At 62.8% G+C, this 14429-nt stretch carries 12 protein-coding genes and 1 tRNA gene; 9 read left to right on the top strand and 4 right to left on the bottom strand.

Annotation, left to right across the window (positions count from 1 at the left end):
• Positions 1 to 31 precede the first annotated feature (31 nt).
• Together SR3_RS04565 and SR3_RS04560 are read right to left on the bottom strand one after the other, a co-directional pair.
• A complete protein-coding gene (locus tag SR3_RS04565) occupies positions 32 to 586 on the bottom strand; it encodes a TspO/MBR family protein (protein WP_068081404.1) in 555 nt (184 codons plus the stop codon).
• A 342-nt stretch (positions 587 to 928) separates the two neighbouring features.
• A complete protein-coding gene (locus tag SR3_RS04560) occupies positions 929 to 1705 on the bottom strand; it encodes a TlyA family RNA methyltransferase (RefSeq protein ID WP_245653769.1) in 777 nt (258 codons plus the stop codon).
• Between the two features lie 72 nt (positions 1706 to 1777).
• Between SR3_RS04560 and SR3_RS04555 the strand changes: the two genes are divergently transcribed.
• The 5 genes from SR3_RS04555 to SR3_RS04530 all read left to right on the top strand — a co-directional run bounded on the left by SR3_RS04555 (position 1778) and on the right by SR3_RS04530 (position 6424).
• The gene (locus SR3_RS04555; RefSeq protein ID WP_068081402.1) at positions 1778 to 2353 is read left to right on the top strand and encodes a hypothetical protein; all 576 of its coding nucleotides are present in this window, start codon (positions 1778 to 1780) and stop codon (positions 2351 to 2353) included.
• A gap of 613 nt (positions 2354 to 2966) precedes the next feature.
• Positions 2967 to 4061 (top strand): branched-chain amino acid aminotransferase, encoded by a 1095-nt coding sequence (locus SR3_RS04550; protein WP_068081399.1) that lies wholly within the window; start codon positions 2967 to 2969, stop codon positions 4059 to 4061.
• Positions 4062 to 4195: 134 nt separating this feature from the next.
• A complete protein-coding gene (gene yghU / locus SR3_RS04545; RefSeq protein WP_068081395.1) occupies positions 4196 to 5059 on the top strand; it encodes a glutathione-dependent disulfide-bond oxidoreductase in 864 nt (287 codons plus the stop codon).
• Positions 5060 to 5171: 112 nt separating this feature from the next.
• Positions 5172 to 5246: transfer RNA gene (locus tag SR3_RS04540), tRNA-Gln, on the top strand.
• A 494-nt stretch (positions 5247 to 5740) separates the two neighbouring features.
• Positions 5741 to 6424: a tyrosine-type recombinase/integrase gene (locus SR3_RS04530; RefSeq protein ID WP_157098629.1), complete on the top strand. Its 684-nt coding sequence runs from the start codon at positions 5741 to 5743 to the stop codon at positions 6422 to 6424.
• A 347-nt stretch (positions 6425 to 6771) separates the two neighbouring features.
• Here the strand turns inward: SR3_RS04530 and SR3_RS04525 are convergent, their stop codons facing one another.
• Together SR3_RS04525 and SR3_RS04520 are read right to left on the bottom strand one after the other, a co-directional pair.
• Positions 6772 to 7848 (bottom strand): FecR family protein, encoded by a 1077-nt coding sequence (locus tag SR3_RS04525; RefSeq protein ID WP_068081385.1) that lies wholly within the window; start codon positions 7846 to 7848, stop codon positions 6772 to 6774.
• Positions 7775 to 8371 (bottom strand): RNA polymerase sigma factor, encoded by a 597-nt coding sequence (locus tag SR3_RS04520; protein ID WP_068081381.1) that lies wholly within the window; start codon positions 8369 to 8371, stop codon positions 7775 to 7777. The genes SR3_RS04525 and SR3_RS04520 overlap by 74 nt, the downstream gene beginning before the upstream one ends.
• A gap of 192 nt (positions 8372 to 8563) precedes the next feature.
• On the opposite strand from SR3_RS04520, the gene SR3_RS04515 reads away from it, so the two are divergent.
• The 4 genes from SR3_RS04515 to SR3_RS32160 form a co-directional block, all read left to right on the top strand.
• On the top strand, positions 8564 to 11416 hold the full coding sequence (locus SR3_RS04515) for a TonB-dependent receptor plug domain-containing protein (RefSeq protein ID WP_068081379.1): 2853 nt from the start codon (positions 8564 to 8566) through the stop codon (positions 11414 to 11416).
• Positions 11416 to 13533, top strand: coding sequence for a penicillin acylase family protein (locus SR3_RS04510; RefSeq protein WP_084454915.1), 2118 nt, complete (start codon positions 11416 to 11418; stop codon positions 13531 to 13533). Before SR3_RS04515 ends, SR3_RS04510 begins: the two co-directional genes overlap by 1 nt.
• 19 nt (positions 13534 to 13552) lie before the next feature.
• Complete coding sequence (locus tag SR3_RS04505) at positions 13553 to 14050, top strand: hypothetical protein (protein WP_218018756.1); 498 nt, start codon at positions 13553 to 13555, stop codon at positions 14048 to 14050.
• Between the two features lie 91 nt (positions 14051 to 14141).
• Positions 14142 to 14429, top strand: a 288-nt coding sequence (locus SR3_RS32160) for a cytochrome c3 family protein (protein WP_218018755.1), incomplete at its 3' end; no start/stop codon positions are given.

Below are 14429 nucleotides of genomic sequence, written 5' to 3'. Positions count from 1 at the left end.
CTTAACGCCACGATGCGTGGCGCGCCAGCCTTCAGAACGTCACATGCACAGCCCCGGCGGCCTGACCGGCCTCATGGGCATCGGGGTTGAGGCTCAGCACCTGCCAGTTGAGCAGCGTGGCGAACAGCACCCAGGCCATCACCGGCGCCAGCAGCCATGCCGCCACCGGGCGCAGCCGGGCGAACAGGACAATCGAGGCGGCCAGCGTGATGCCCATCACCACCACATCGCCCAGCGCCAGCGCGATGTTGTGCTGGCCGAAGAAGATCACCGACCAGGCGAAATTGGCCAGCAGATGCAGCGCGAAGATCCCGATGGCGAGGCCCCGGCCGCTGGAACCGCGCGCGCTGGCGATCATCGAAAGCGCCACGCCCATCAGCACATAGGCCACGCTCCACACCACCGGGAAGGTGCTGGGGGAAGGATAGAGCGAGGGCTTGGCCAGCGCCGCGAACCACGGATTGTCCGGCCCGCTGCCCGAAGCGGAGGCCGAAACGAAACCCAGCAGCAGCATGGCGGGCACGAACACGATAACCCAGCGCAGCAGGCCGGCCATCAATTGGCGCGAAGAGGCAATCTCGGTCATGCGGTAGGAGACCCTGCTCGAACGATGAAAGGCATCCTGCCTGTCGCGGCTGACATTACGGAAAGATCCCGGTGTGGAAAAGGATTCTGTTGCGGTGAACCGAGTGTCTCCGCGATGCGCAGGTCGATCGGCGGGGCGCGCGGCAGACTGTTGCATCGTGGAGGTCATCAGGCGGGGGAACCTTTGCATGAGATCCTTAACAAGGCGTTCATCATGCCACGATAAAGCCCCCGCGCAAGCCACCGCCTAAGGGTTATTCCGTTTCGGAGATGATTGCCCAAGGGCCCTTGCCTCCGTCTATTCCGCTATGTAGAAATTACGCCCCGTGGTGCGGGGCGCGCCTCAGCTTCTCAAGGCGCAGATCAGAAACTCCACATTGCCTTCCGGCCCGGTGATCGGGCTTTCGACGACGCCGTCGACCACGAATCCCAAACCTTCCACCCATGCGCGCACCTCGGCGCAGACGCGCTCATGCAGCACGGGGTCGCGCACCACGCCGCCCTTGCCCACTTCGGTGCGGCCCACCTCGAACTGCGGCTTGATCAGCGCCACAAGGCGACAGACAGGCGCCGCCAGCTTCAGCGGCACATCCAGCACCTTGGCCAGACCGATGAAGCTGGCGTCGCAGACCACCCAGTCACACGGGCGGTCGATCTGGGCGGGGGTCAGCACGCGGGCGCTGGTCTGCTCCAGCACGGTGACGCGCGGATCCTGGCGCAGCTTCCACGCCAGCTGATTGGTGCCCGAATCGACCGCGAAGACATGCTCTGCCCCCTTGGTCAGCAGCACATCGGTAAAGCCGCCGGTCGAACTGCCGATGTCCATCGCGGTGACGCCCTTGGGATCGAGCCCGAAATGATCGATGGCATGGGCCAGCTTGATCCCGCCCCGGCTGACCCAGGGATGATCGCGCCCGCGCGTTTCCAGCGGCGCATCCTCAGGGATAGTCTGGCCCGGCTTGGCGATCTTGGTCTCGCCGGAAAACACCAGCCCGGCCAGCACCAGCGCCTGCGCACGCGATCGGCTTTCCACCAGCCCGCGATCAACCAGCGCCTGATCCACGCGGATCTTGGCCTTCTTGAGAGGACGGGCGGGTTTGGAATCAGAAGACTGGCTCAAGCGGAAACCTGTTGGCGGTGAATGGATGGTTCGACTCTTGCCGAGCCGGGCCCCTCATTCCATAGGGAGGCCATGAAGGCAAATCGCGCTCTTTCGCCCTATCTTTCGCCTCGTTACGGTCGCGCGCTGCGCGGGGCTCTGGCCTGCGGCCTGATCGCCCTGCTGGCGGCCTGCGCCAGCACGCCCCCGCCCGCCCCGGCCCCGCGGCCCCAGCCGGTGCGCCCGGCGCCGACACCGCCCCCCCCGCCGCCCGCACCCGTCGCGGACTGGCGCGATGCGCCAATCACCCCGGGCGACTGGCATTGGGCACGCGAAGGTGCCGAATCGGTTGCCCGCTTCGGCGCGCCGGGCAGCAGCCGTTTCGTGATCCGCTGCGCCCCTGCCAACCGCACCCTCTCGCTCGATCTGCCCAATCCGGGGGCGACGCAGAATGTCAGCATGACTTTGATCACCGCCAGCCAGACCCGCGCCCTGTGGCTGCAGCCGCGCGGCGCCTGGCTGGAAACCGTGCTGAACGCCCGCGATCCGCTGCTGGACGCCATGGCCTTTTCGCGCGGTCGTTTCGCGGTGAAAGCCGATGGCGTGGGGGCGCTCTATCTGCCGAGTTGGCCAGAGGTTTCGCGCGTGATCGAGGATTGCCGCCAGTGATGGCGGTGCTGCGGTAAACCGCTGATCTCAGCCCTGTTGATAAGTGGCCAAGGCCGTAAAGCGCACAGTATATTGCCAGCAATAAATCGCAATTCAAGTCTTGTTGTGCGCCGCAAAAGGAGTCACACCTTGCCTCAAGGCCAGTCGGTCGATGCCGGTTGGCCCCGTCGCAAGGGTTGGGTCGGTGCCGTGCCACAAGATCCTCCTCGCGGCCAACTTGGCTCAACAGCGCGAAAGGAGGTGATCCGATGTCTCATGGTTCAGCAGAGAGGTCGGCAACCCGCATCATGGAGCATTATCGCTGAGTTTCGATTAAGCGATAAAGGCTTCGTGGCGGCACTTTCTGGCCGCTGACCATGCGAAGGGCTGTGATGGTGACGGGCCATCGCAGCCCTTCTCATTTGGGCGAAGAGTTTGTTTGGAAATCCGGCGGAAGCGCATTTTCCAAACAACCGCCCTGAGTCGTTGTTTCCTGCGCGAAACTGCCACCTTTGCCCCCTGATCGCCCTGTGCTAGATCAGAAGCTTCGCGAATTTTTATGTCTTAAGACTTGCCCTGGGTGAAATTTTAGTACAAAGAGCCACCCGTCCGAGTCCCCCAAGGAGTAACCATCATGGCGAGTGCCGCCGAACTGACCATCACCCCCCTGCCCCACCCCGCCCCCACCCCGGCGGATGTGCGCGCGGCTGTGCTGGCCAACCCCGGTTTCGGCACCAATTTCACCGACCATATGGTGACCATCGAATGGACCGAAGGCAAGGGCTGGCATGATGCCGTGATTGGCCCGCGCGGCCCCATCCCGCTCGATCCGGCGGCCAGCGTGCTTCATTACGCGCAGGAAATCTTCGAAGGCCTCAAGGCCTACCAGCAGGCGGACGGCGCCATCGCGCTGTTCCGTCCCGAAGCCAATGCGGCGCGCTTCAACGAGAGCGCCAAGCGCCTCGCCATGCCCACCCTGCCCGAAAGCCTTTTTGTTGACGCTGTGAAGGCGCTGGTGCTGGCCGATCGCGACTGGATCCCCCAGCAGGATGGCGCCTCGCTCTATCTGCGCCCCTTCATGATCGCCACCGAGGCGTTCCTCGGCGTGCGACCGGCCAAGACCTACAAGTTCATCGTGATCGCCAGCCCGGCCGGCAATTACTTCAAGTCGGGCGCGCCTGCCGTGTCGATCTGGGTCAGCCAGTACACCCGCGCGGCGCCGGGCGGCACGGGCGCGGCCAAGTGCGGCGGCAACTATGCCGCCAGCCTCGTGCCGCAGGCCGAGGCCATGGCGCTGGGCCACGATCAGGTCGTCTTCCTTGATGCCGCCGAGCACAAGTGGATCGAGGAGCTGGGCGGCATGAACCTGTACTTCGTCTTCGAGGATGGTTCGCTCATCACCCCGCCGCTCTCGGGCACGATCCTGCCGGGCATCACCCGCGATTCGATCCTGGCGCTGGCGCGCGAGGAAGGCCTGACCGTGCGCGAGGAGCGCTACAGCATCGACCAGTGGCGCGCCGATGCCGCCTCGGGCAAGCTGCTTGAAACCTTCGCCTGCGGCACGGCGGCGGTCGTCACCCCGGTGGGCAAGGTGTCGGACACCGACAGCAGCTTCACCATCGGCACCGGCGGCCCCGGCCAGACCACGGGCAAGCTGAAGGAACGCCTTGTTGCCATCCAGCGCGGTCAGGCTCCGGACACGCATGGCTGGGTTGTGAAGCTGGCCTAAATTGCTCACCGTGCAGGAATTTTCACCGCACGGCCATCTATTATCAAATCGCATAAGGCGTCCCTCTGGCAAGGCCGGTCGGGGCGCCTTATCTGTTCACCGATCATGCCCCCCCCAACAGGAGTGCCCACGCGGTGACAGAGACTTACACGCCCCCCAAGGTCTGGACATGGGACAACAAGCCCGGCGTTTCGGCCGCCGCGCTCAACCGCCCCGTCGCGGGCGCCACACATGAGAAGGACCTGCCGGTCGGGCAGCATGCCTTCCAGCTCTATTCGCTGGGTACGCCCAACGGCCAGAAGGCCTCGATCATGTTCGAGGAACTGATCGAAGCTGGTTACGCCGCCGACTACGATGCGTGGTTTATCGGCATCGGCGATGGTGACCAGTTCGGCAGCGGCTTTGTCGACATCAACCCCAATTCCAAGATCCCGGCGCTGCTGGACCGCTCCGGCCCCGAGCCGGTGCGGGTCTTCGAATCGGGCTCGATCCTGGTGCATCTGGCCGAGAAGTTCGGCGCCTTCCTGCCCACCAGCGGCAAGGCCCGCACCGAGACCTTCAACTGGCTGATGTGGCAGATGGGCTCGGCGCCCTTTATCGGCGGCGGCTTCGGACATTTCTATTTCTACGCGCCCGAGAAGATCGAATACGCCATCAACCGCTATGCGATGGAAACCAAGCGCCTGCTCGACGTGGCCGACCGCCGTCTGGCCGAGAGCCGCTTTCTGGCGGGCGATGACTACACCATCGCCGATATGGCCACCTTCGGCTGGTTCCGCGGGCTGATTCAGGGCGATGCCTATGGCGAGGCGGCGGACTTCCTTTCCACGCAGGACTATGAACATGTCGGCCGCTGGGTGGCCGAGATCGACGCCCGCCCCGGCACCCGCCGTGGCCGCTTCGTCAACAAGCCGAGCGGTGGCCTGCGCGAGCGCCATGCGGGGACAGATTTCGCGGCGCTCGATCCGGCGCTGCTGGCCGGGACGGCGCCTGCGTAACGCTGGCCCGGGCATAAGCGGTGGCGTGGATGAAAAATTCCCCCCACCCTCTTGCCCCGGCAAACCAAATACGGCAAAGCGCGCCTCCTCGGCCTGATAGAGGCCGCGATGCTGGGGCGTAGCCAAGCGGTAAGGCAGCGGTTTTTGGTACCGCCACGCGGAGGTTCGAATCCTCCCGCCCCAGCCAGTTGCGAGTCGTTGAGATAATCTTAGAAAACGCCGACGATTCAAGCAGTTGGACTTTTCAAAATCCACTTGATTTGGCTTTTTCGTCCCAGTCAGGTCAAATCGCATTGGTTCAAAATGTGGACTCAGTTAGCCTGGGTTCGTCTGATTTGGACAGCATTTGTATCGTGGTTTTTGGATGCGGGAGCCGACCTGGAGTCGGTGATGACCCGCAAGGCTACGCTATCCACAGCAGCCATCGAGGTGCTGCGCAAAGGTTGCATCGTTAACGGGATGACGCCCGGTCTCGTCCTGGAGGTTTTCTCCAGCGGGAAAAAGAGCTGAAAATACTCACGGCGGATTGCCGGACGCAAACAACTGCTGCGTTGGACGCTCGGGTTCTTCCCGGCTTTCACAATTGCCGATGCACGCAAATGGGCCGCCCATATCAACCAGCAGGTCGAGAAAGGCATCAAACCGCGCGAGGTGCTGCGCGCGGAGCAGAAGCGCGCGGAGATGACCGTCAGCCGGGCGCACCAGCTCTACATAGAGGCCGTTCTTGACGGACGGGCATCACGCGCCAAGCGGATCAAAAAGCCTCGAACCATCAAAGATAAACGGAAGATCTTCGACCTCGACATCGCCCCAAAGATCGGCAAACGAAGCATCTGCGAGATCACCGAGGACGACCTCGTCAAACTCGTCAACGACAAGGGCAAAACGGCAAAGGTCAGGGCTAATCGCCTCGCCGCCGAGCTGAAGGTTTTTTTCGGGTGGGCCGCTGGGCTGCGAGGCCGCGAGATCGGGCTGAAGATCGATCCGTCAAAGCAGCTTGGCGATCTCAAATTTCCCGAGAAGCCGCGCACCCGCAAGCTTAGTCAGGATGAGATCGCCTGGTATCTCAAGGGCGTGGCGCAGGAGAAATGCCTCACCATACGCCGTGGGCTCCTGTTGCTGCTTCTGACCGCAGTGCGCATTCCCAAGCCTGTGACAGCGATCACCTCGAACATCTTTGCTGGCCCATGCGCCGGCTCACCTTTGTGGGATCCGGCCCACGGACAGGGTGAGGATGCCACTTGCCGGTTCGTTCCTATCAACGGTCTGGTGCACGCAATTGGGACCAGCTTTATGGCTACGACGCCTCACTTCGGGGTGACCGTCAGCATCGCTGGCTCTTCGCCCAAAAGTGAGGCCGCGTAACGCTATCGGAGTGCTCGCACTCTGTCGGAGCGTGAGCAACTTCCTTCTCAGTCGCAACTAAGCCACACCGCCAGCATGTTGTAGGAACCGGAATGGCAGCTATTTGGCTCGGATGTCGTGCAGCAGCCTTTCGTTCAGGGCCGCGCGGCAAGACAGCATTTGGCCATGTTGCTAAAAATCCGGTTTTCCGGAAGCAACCACTTTTTGGACCTGAAAAGATTTGCTGCGGATGCCCGGACAAGGACATGGTTTCCGCAGCTTCGGCGTCGCCAAAAAAAGGCTTGAGGACATCGGCGTAAACCATGGCTGATCAGAACCTGCTTCGGATCATTGGCTATTAGCCTCTCCTATACAGATCCGTGATCCAGCGGCGATTTCCCATTCTCCGGCAGCAGGATCACGGCGCCATCACTGCCTGCCATCACCCGAATGCCGAAAGACTGTTTGAGCGCCTCGACGAAATCGTCGGAATGGGTCGCGGAAAACATGCCGCCCATCCGCAGGCTGGCCAGATCCGGATCGCCGATCACCAGCGGCTTGGTGCGATAGCGGTTGAACTCATCCACCGCCTGCGAGAGCGTTTCGCCCTCCAGATGGATCTGCCCCTGCTGCCAGGCCGTGCGCCGGTCGAGATCGCTCGGCGCCAGCCTGATCACCGAGACCGCGGCGGCACGGATCATCGCTGCGGTGCCTGCCGGAACGGTGGTGGCAGGCGCGCCTTGATCGATCACCGCGACTTGTCCCTCGATCACGGTCACCTCGGTGAAATCCTTGCGCTGGCGCAGGTTGAAGACCGTGCCCAGCGCCTGCACCGAACCGTCGCGTGCGGTCACCAGAAAGGGGCGTTTCGGATCATGGGCGACATCGAAACGTGCCTCCCCCTTCAGAAAGCGGATGGTGCGCTTGCGCTCCTCAAGGTTGACGTCGATAGCGCTGTCGGTGTTGAGGCGGACCTTGCTGCCGTCGGCCAGCTCGATCAGCCGCGCTTCGCCCACTTTGGTGATGTAGCGCTGGCCGCCCAGCATACGCCAGAAGCCCAGCGATGCCGCCGCCGCAATCCCGCTGCCCGCCGCCAGCACCGCGAAGCTGCGGCGTGAGAGGCAAGGCCCTGTGCGGGCGGATGGTTCCTCGCGATCGGCCCGGTTCCGCAGATCAGCAGTTGGCGCATCCGCGGCAACGCCATGCTGCACACTCCCAGAGCGCAGGGCCTCGGCCATTTCCCAGCCGGCTTCGGCCTTGGCGAAGGCCACGCCATGAGCCGGGCTCTGTTCGACCCAGCGATAGACCTGTGCCCAGGCCTCATCGCTGCCGCTGTCACGCGCCTGATGGAACAGGCGAGCGGCTTCCTGCTCAATCGCTTCCCGCTGCTGAGCGGGATGTGTCGGGCCGGACGGGGGCGGGCCAGACGTGATCGGGGTCGTCAAACCTTGCATCCTCGAATTGGCCAAGGGCCTGCATCACTTTCAGAGTCGCTTTGGCAATATGCTTGTCGACTGTGAAGACGGATAAGCCCATCTCTTCTGCTATTTCTTTCACCGGCCTATCATGAACACGGCGCAGGATGAAGGCCCGGCGGCATTGCGGGGGCAGGGTCTCCACAATGGCCTCGAGCCGCCGCAACTGATCGCGCGCCTGAAGCAGGCGCTCCGCCGAGAGCGTGTCGGCCACCAGATCGAGATCGACAATATCCTCCAGCACCACGATTTTCGCGCGGCGGGCCTCGTCGATCAGCAGATTGCGGGCGATCTGGAACAGATAGGCGCGGCCCGAGGTGATCCGCGTGAAATCGCCGGCGGCATAGGCCCGCGCCAGCACCTCTGCCACCACATCGTCGATATCCTCGCGCTGTCTGAGCACGCGTCGCATCCGTCCGCGCAGCGCGGCTTCATGGGGCAGGATGACGGTCTTGAACCAGTCGAGCCGCAAGCGGACAGGATTGTTCGTCACGTGAGGATGCTCCTTTGCGAATCCCTCTGTCGCACCAGCACTCGTGCCTGTTTTCATGAGGGATCGCCCGGCTGCCATACGGTAAACGAACCGGATATCGAGTTTTTGTCATATTTCTGAAAACGGCACTGGCAGACTTGCCCACCCCATCCGTTTCAGCCGGGTAGATCGTCACGAACTCGGGGAAATTTTGTGGGCGCTACACGACATCACTATCATTTGGCCGGGGTGCTGGGCTTATGCCTGGCCGCCATATCCGCTCCGGCGCAGGCCGGGCAGGGCAATGTGGACTTCCATATCGCGCGCCAGTCGCTGCCTGCCGCCATGGCGGAGTTTTCGCGCCAGTCGGGGTTTCAGATCCTGTTTCCCTATGACCTGCTCAAGGATGTGAAAACGCATGCCGTCGATGGGCGCATGTCGCCCGAACAGGCGGTGGTGGCGTTGATCGAGGGCACCGGCATCAAGGCCAATCATGCCGGGACGCGCTCCTTTGCGCTGTCGCTGGCCAAGGCCAATGGCGGTGTGAACGGCACCGGCGCCGAAGTGCGCCCCGTGGCGCTGCTGACCGGCGGGGCCACCAGCTATGTCGCGGCGCAATCCGCGGTGTCCGCCTCCGCAACGCCCCCCGCTGCGAGCGAGGATGCACCGCCGCCAGCCACCATCGTCGTCACCGGCTCACGCGGGACTCCGCGTACCGTCACCGACAGTCCGACGCCGATCGACGTGATCTCGGGCAAGGAACTGGAGACCACGGGCAAGCCGGGCGTGCTGGCCGCGCTCAACACGCTGGTGCCCAGCTTCAACGTGCCCACCCGCGCGGGCGGCGGCACCTCCACCGTGATCAGCACGGGCGGTTTGCGCGGCCTGAACCCGGACCAGATGCTGGTGCTGGTGAATGGCAAGCGGCGCCACAAGACCTCGCTGATCAATGCGGTGTCCTCACTCTACAATGGTTCGGTGCCGACCGATCTGGACATGATCCCGACCTCTGCGGTGGACCACATCGAAGTGCTGCGCGATGGCGCAGCCGCGCAATATGGCTCCGACGCCATTGCCGGCGTGATCAACATCATCCTGCGGAAGGACCGCAACAAGGGGACGGCCTCTTTCAGCGCCGGGCAGAACATGGACCGCTCCGACGGCGAGAACTATCTGGCCGAGGCCAGCTATGGCGTCTCGCTGGGCGACAAGGGCTATGCCGATTTCTTCGTCAACGCCAAGAAGCAGGACGCATCGAACCGTGCCACCGCCATCGCCAACTGCACGGCGGTGGGCCAGTCGACCTGCCTCTATTACCCGGTCAATGGCCAGCTCGACCCGCGTGAAGCCACCGCCGACCGCATGGTCACCAAGAATTACGGTGCCTTCCCCACGCAGGCCGTCAACCTGGGCTACAACAGCAGCTATGACGCCGGTGCCTTCGAGATCTATTCCTTCGGCACCTATGGTCTGCGTAAGTCGCAGCTCGATTTCACCTATCGCTATCCCAACAATTCGGCCTCGCTGCCTCAGGTCTATCCCAACGGTTTCCGCCCCTCGCTGCTGATCAATGAGGAGGATTTCGAATTCACGCTCGGCGCCAAGGGCGCGGTCGATGGCTGGAAGTGGGATCTTTCCAGCAATTACGGCAAGAACCGCAGCTGGCAGGATGGCGTCAACACGCTCAACCCCTCGCTGGGGCCGACGAGCCCGACCAGCTTCTATGTCGGTTCGCTGATCTCCACCGAATGGGACAATTCTCTGGATCTGACCAAGGGCTACAAGCTGGGCGGCGGCAATCTGCAGGTCTCGGCAGGCGTGATGCACCGGCGTGAAAGCTATGCCGTGCAGCAGGGCGACCCCAATTCCTATGCGGCGGGCACCTACACCTATGTGGTGAACGGCACCACCATCCGCCCGGCGCCGGGCGCTCAGGCGGCCAATGGCTTCACCCCGGCTGATGCGGGGTACAAGAGCCGCAACAACATCTCGGCCTATCTCGATGTGGCCTATGATCCCACCCGCCACACCACCATCGATCTGGCTGGCCGCTTCGAGCATTTCGACGACAGCAGCGGCAATGCAGTGATCGGCAAGGCCACCATCCGTCAGGAGGTGACCCCCTGGCTGGCGCTGCGCGGCGCGGTGAACAATGGCTTCCGCGCGCCCTCCATCGCGCAGCAGCTTTATGCCTCCACGACCGGCCAGTTCCGCACGATCAATGGCACGCTCAACCTGCTGCAGATCAAGACGCTGCCGGTGGATTCGCCTGCCGCCATCGCCTTGGGATCGAAGCCGCTCAAGCCCGAGCGTTCGCTCAACTTCAGCGCCGGTTTCGTGCTGAAGCCGACGCGGCGCCTCAACATCACGGTCGATGCCTATCAGATCCAGGTCAATGACCGTATCGCCCTGACCTCCACGCTGACCGGTACTGCGGTGTCAAACATTCTGGTGTCCAACGGCCTGTCGGGTGACATCAGCGCCCAGTACTATTCCAACGCCATCGACACCCGCACCCGCGGCATCGATGTGGTCGCCACCTGGAACAACACCGTGGCGCAGCGCGTGAAGATGCAGTGGAATCTGGGTTATAACTACAACCAGACGGTCATCACCCGCGTTGCCGCCAATCCGGCGCAATTGGCGGCGCTGGGCGCGAATTATGTCCTCTTCGACCGTGTGTCGCAGATGAACATGACCGAAAACCTGCCCAAGTCGAAGCTGTTCCTGAACAACATCTCCACCTTTGGCCCGGTCACACTCAGCACCCGGCTGGTGCGTTACGGCGGTTTCTATTCCAACCAGAATGCCAGCGGCACGGTGGGTGGTCAGCCCGTCTATGCCAGCGACCGCTACTTCGGCGCCAAGTGGATCACGGATATGGAGCTGGGTGTTCAGGCCACCAAGGCGATCAATCTGGCGATCGGCGCGAACAATCTGTTCAACGTCTATCCCGATGCCGTGGGTGTGGCGAGCGCCATCTATGGCAATGGCCAATATCCCTCGACCGGCTCCTATGGCTTCACAGGTGGCTATTATTATGGCCGAGTAAGGGTGAACTTCTGATGCAACGCAAGCTTCTTTCCATCGCCCTGATGGCCACTGCCGCGCTGACCGGTGCGGCGGTGGAGGCCAAGGCCCCCATCAAACATGCCCCTGCCCCTCAAGCAGGCACGCAGATCCTGTGGGACAGCTTCGGGGTGCCGCATATCTACGCGAAAACCGAGGCGGGCGGCTTCTATGGCTTCGGCTATGCGCAGGCGCAGGCACATGGCGACATCCTGCTCCATATGCTGGGCGAGGCGCGCGCCCGCGCCGCCGAATATTGGGGCGAGAGCTTCGCCAAGCAGGACCGCTGGCTGGTCGCCAATGATGTGCCCCAGCGCTCGGCCAAGTGGTATGCGCAGCAGACGCCGCAGATGCGCGCCGATCTCGATGCTTTTGCCGCCGGGATCAACGCCTACGCCAAGGCCCACCCCGAGGCGCTCAAGCCCGAGGTGAGGCAGGTGCTGCCGATCAAGGGCGTGGACATTATGGCCCATGCGCATCGCCTGATGAACTATGTCTACATCGCCTCGGACCAGCGGGTGCTGGTCAATCCGGCGACGAACAATGCGGGCGGGTCGAATGCCTGGGCGGTGGCGCCCTCGCGCTCGGCCAGCGGGCATGCGATGCTGCTGGCCAATCCGCATCTGCCCTGGGCGCCCAGCATCCTGACCTATTTCGAGGCCCAGATCACAGCGCCGGGCCTCTCGATCTATGGGGCGACGCAGGTCGGCCTGCCGGTGTTGCGCTTCGGCTTCAACAACAATCTGGGCTTCACCAATACGGTGAACACCATTCAGGGTTACACGTCGTACAAGCTGACGTTGAGCGGCGAAGGCTATAGCTTCGATGGCAAGACCCTGCCTTTCACCACCCAGCAGAAGAGCTTCAAGATCAGGCAGGCCGACGGCAGCCTGAAGACCGAAGCCTTTACCCAGCGCTACGCCGTTCAGGGCCCGGTCTTCGATCTGCCCGGCGGCAAGGAAACCATCGCGCTCAAGGTCGCGGGGCTGGACCGCCCCGGCGTGCTGCAGCAATATCTCGACATGGGCAAGGCGCAGGACTGGGCCCATTTCGAAAAGGCGCTGCGCACGGTGCAGGCGCCGATGTTCAACATCGTCTATGCCGACCGGGCGGGCCATATCCTCTATCTGGATAATGGCATCCTGCCCGTCCACAAGCAGGGCGGCAGCTATGCCGATTGGGTGAAGCCCGTGGCGGGCGACAGTTCCTCCACCCTGTGGAAGGACGTCCATTCCTATGACGATTTGCCCAAGGTGCTCGACCCTTCCAGCGGCTTTGTGCAGAACGCCAATGATCCGCCATGGCTGGCGACATATCCGCGCGTGCTCGATCCCGGCAAGTGGCCCTCCTATGTTTCGACCGTCGGTCCGATGAGTCAACGCGCGCAGATGTCGGTCAAACTGCTGAGCGAAACGCCCAAACTGAGCTTCGACGATTTCGTCGCGCGCAAGCTGACCACGCGCAGCCTGATGGCCGACCGCATGCTGCCTCCGCTGCTGGCTGCCGCCAAGGACAGCACCGACCCTGATGTGCAGGCTGCGGTGGCGGTGCTGTCGGCCTGGGATCATCAGGACAATGCGGAAAGCAAGGGCGCTCTGCTGTTCGAGACATGGGCGGCCATTTTCGCGCCGGGCAATTTCACCAGCCAGGCCAATTATGCGGTGAAATGGTCGCTGGACGATCCGCTGGAAACGCCGCGCGGCTTGAAAGATCCGGCAGCGGCGGTGGCGATGCTGAAGCAGGCCGTCGCCAAAACGAAGCAGCTCTATGGCGCCATCGACCGGCCCTTTGGCGAGGTGTCGCGCTTCCATCTGGGCAATGTCAATCTGCCGGGCAATGGCGGTTTCGGCAACACCGGCGTGTTCCGCACCATCACCTGGGGCCCGATGAAGAATGGCGAGCGCACCCCGGCCCATGGCGAGACCTGGGTTTCGATGGTGGAGTTCTCCACCCCGATGAAGGCGGTCGGCATGATGAGCTATGGCAATTCCAGCCAGCCGAATTCGCCGCATAACGCTGACCAGTTGCAGTTCCTGACATCCAAGACGTTCCGCACCTTGTGGACCACTCGCAAGGATGTCGAGGCGCATCTGGAATCCACCACCAACTTCTGAAATACAGGGGACAATCACAATGATGACGTTTGCCAAAACCTCGGCCATGGGCGCCGCAATGATGATTGCCGCCGTGGTGGCTGTGCCCGCCATGGCCAAGCCTGCTGCCGTCAGCCATGATGGCAAATATGTCTCCAACGAAGCCAAGAGCTATTGGAGCAATGGCGAGTTTCCCAAGGGCTTCAAGCTGTCCATCGATCTAAAGTGGACGGCCAACAAGCTGGAGTATCACGCCGTCAACACCACCAATCCGGCCAAGCCTTATCTCAACAATTTCGAGGCGACGCTGGATGACGTGCCCGGCCCCTTGCATGAGAATGCCCGCTTCAACCAGATCCGCATCAAGCAACTGGATGCCAACACCTATCAGGTTCTGGAGCAGAAGGATGGCGATGTGATCGTGGGACAATATTGGCGCTTCTCGCCCGATGGCAAGACGCTGGTGCGCTGGGGCGTGGGCAAGGCTCCGGATGGCAAGTCCAAGGCTTTCCTCGAATGGTTCGATCGGGCGCAATAGACCGTCACGGCCAGCCTGCTCATACTTTCGGCGCGGCCTTGTGGCTTCCGGTACGAAGCCGCGTCGACACCTGGATCCCAATTTCTCGCCGATGGGAGCGGATGAACCAGCACTTGCCTGGGCTTCGCACTATCCTGACAAGGGCGATAACAGCAATCGCCCCACCGGCCCGCTCTGCGATGGCTGCCATTCGGTGAATTACAATCCCGCCACAAAGGCTGTCGCCGAATGGAATGGCAGCCAGAATGAAGCGATGCTGCGCAAGCCGGTCACCGAGGTCTGCCTGTCATGCCACGGCCCCAACACGCAAAACGGGCCGCACACCGACACGATCGAGGCCCATACGCACCATCTGCCAGGCAGTCCGGGCAGCCGGTGT

It is taken from the genome of Novosphingobium rosa NBRC 15208 (assembly GCF_001598555.1).
Taxonomy (GTDB): Bacteria; Pseudomonadota; Alphaproteobacteria; order Sphingomonadales; family Sphingomonadaceae; genus Novosphingobium; species Novosphingobium rosa.
The sequence above is the reverse complement of the archived record's forward strand: the minus strand, read 5'-3'. Positions and strand labels throughout refer to the sequence as shown.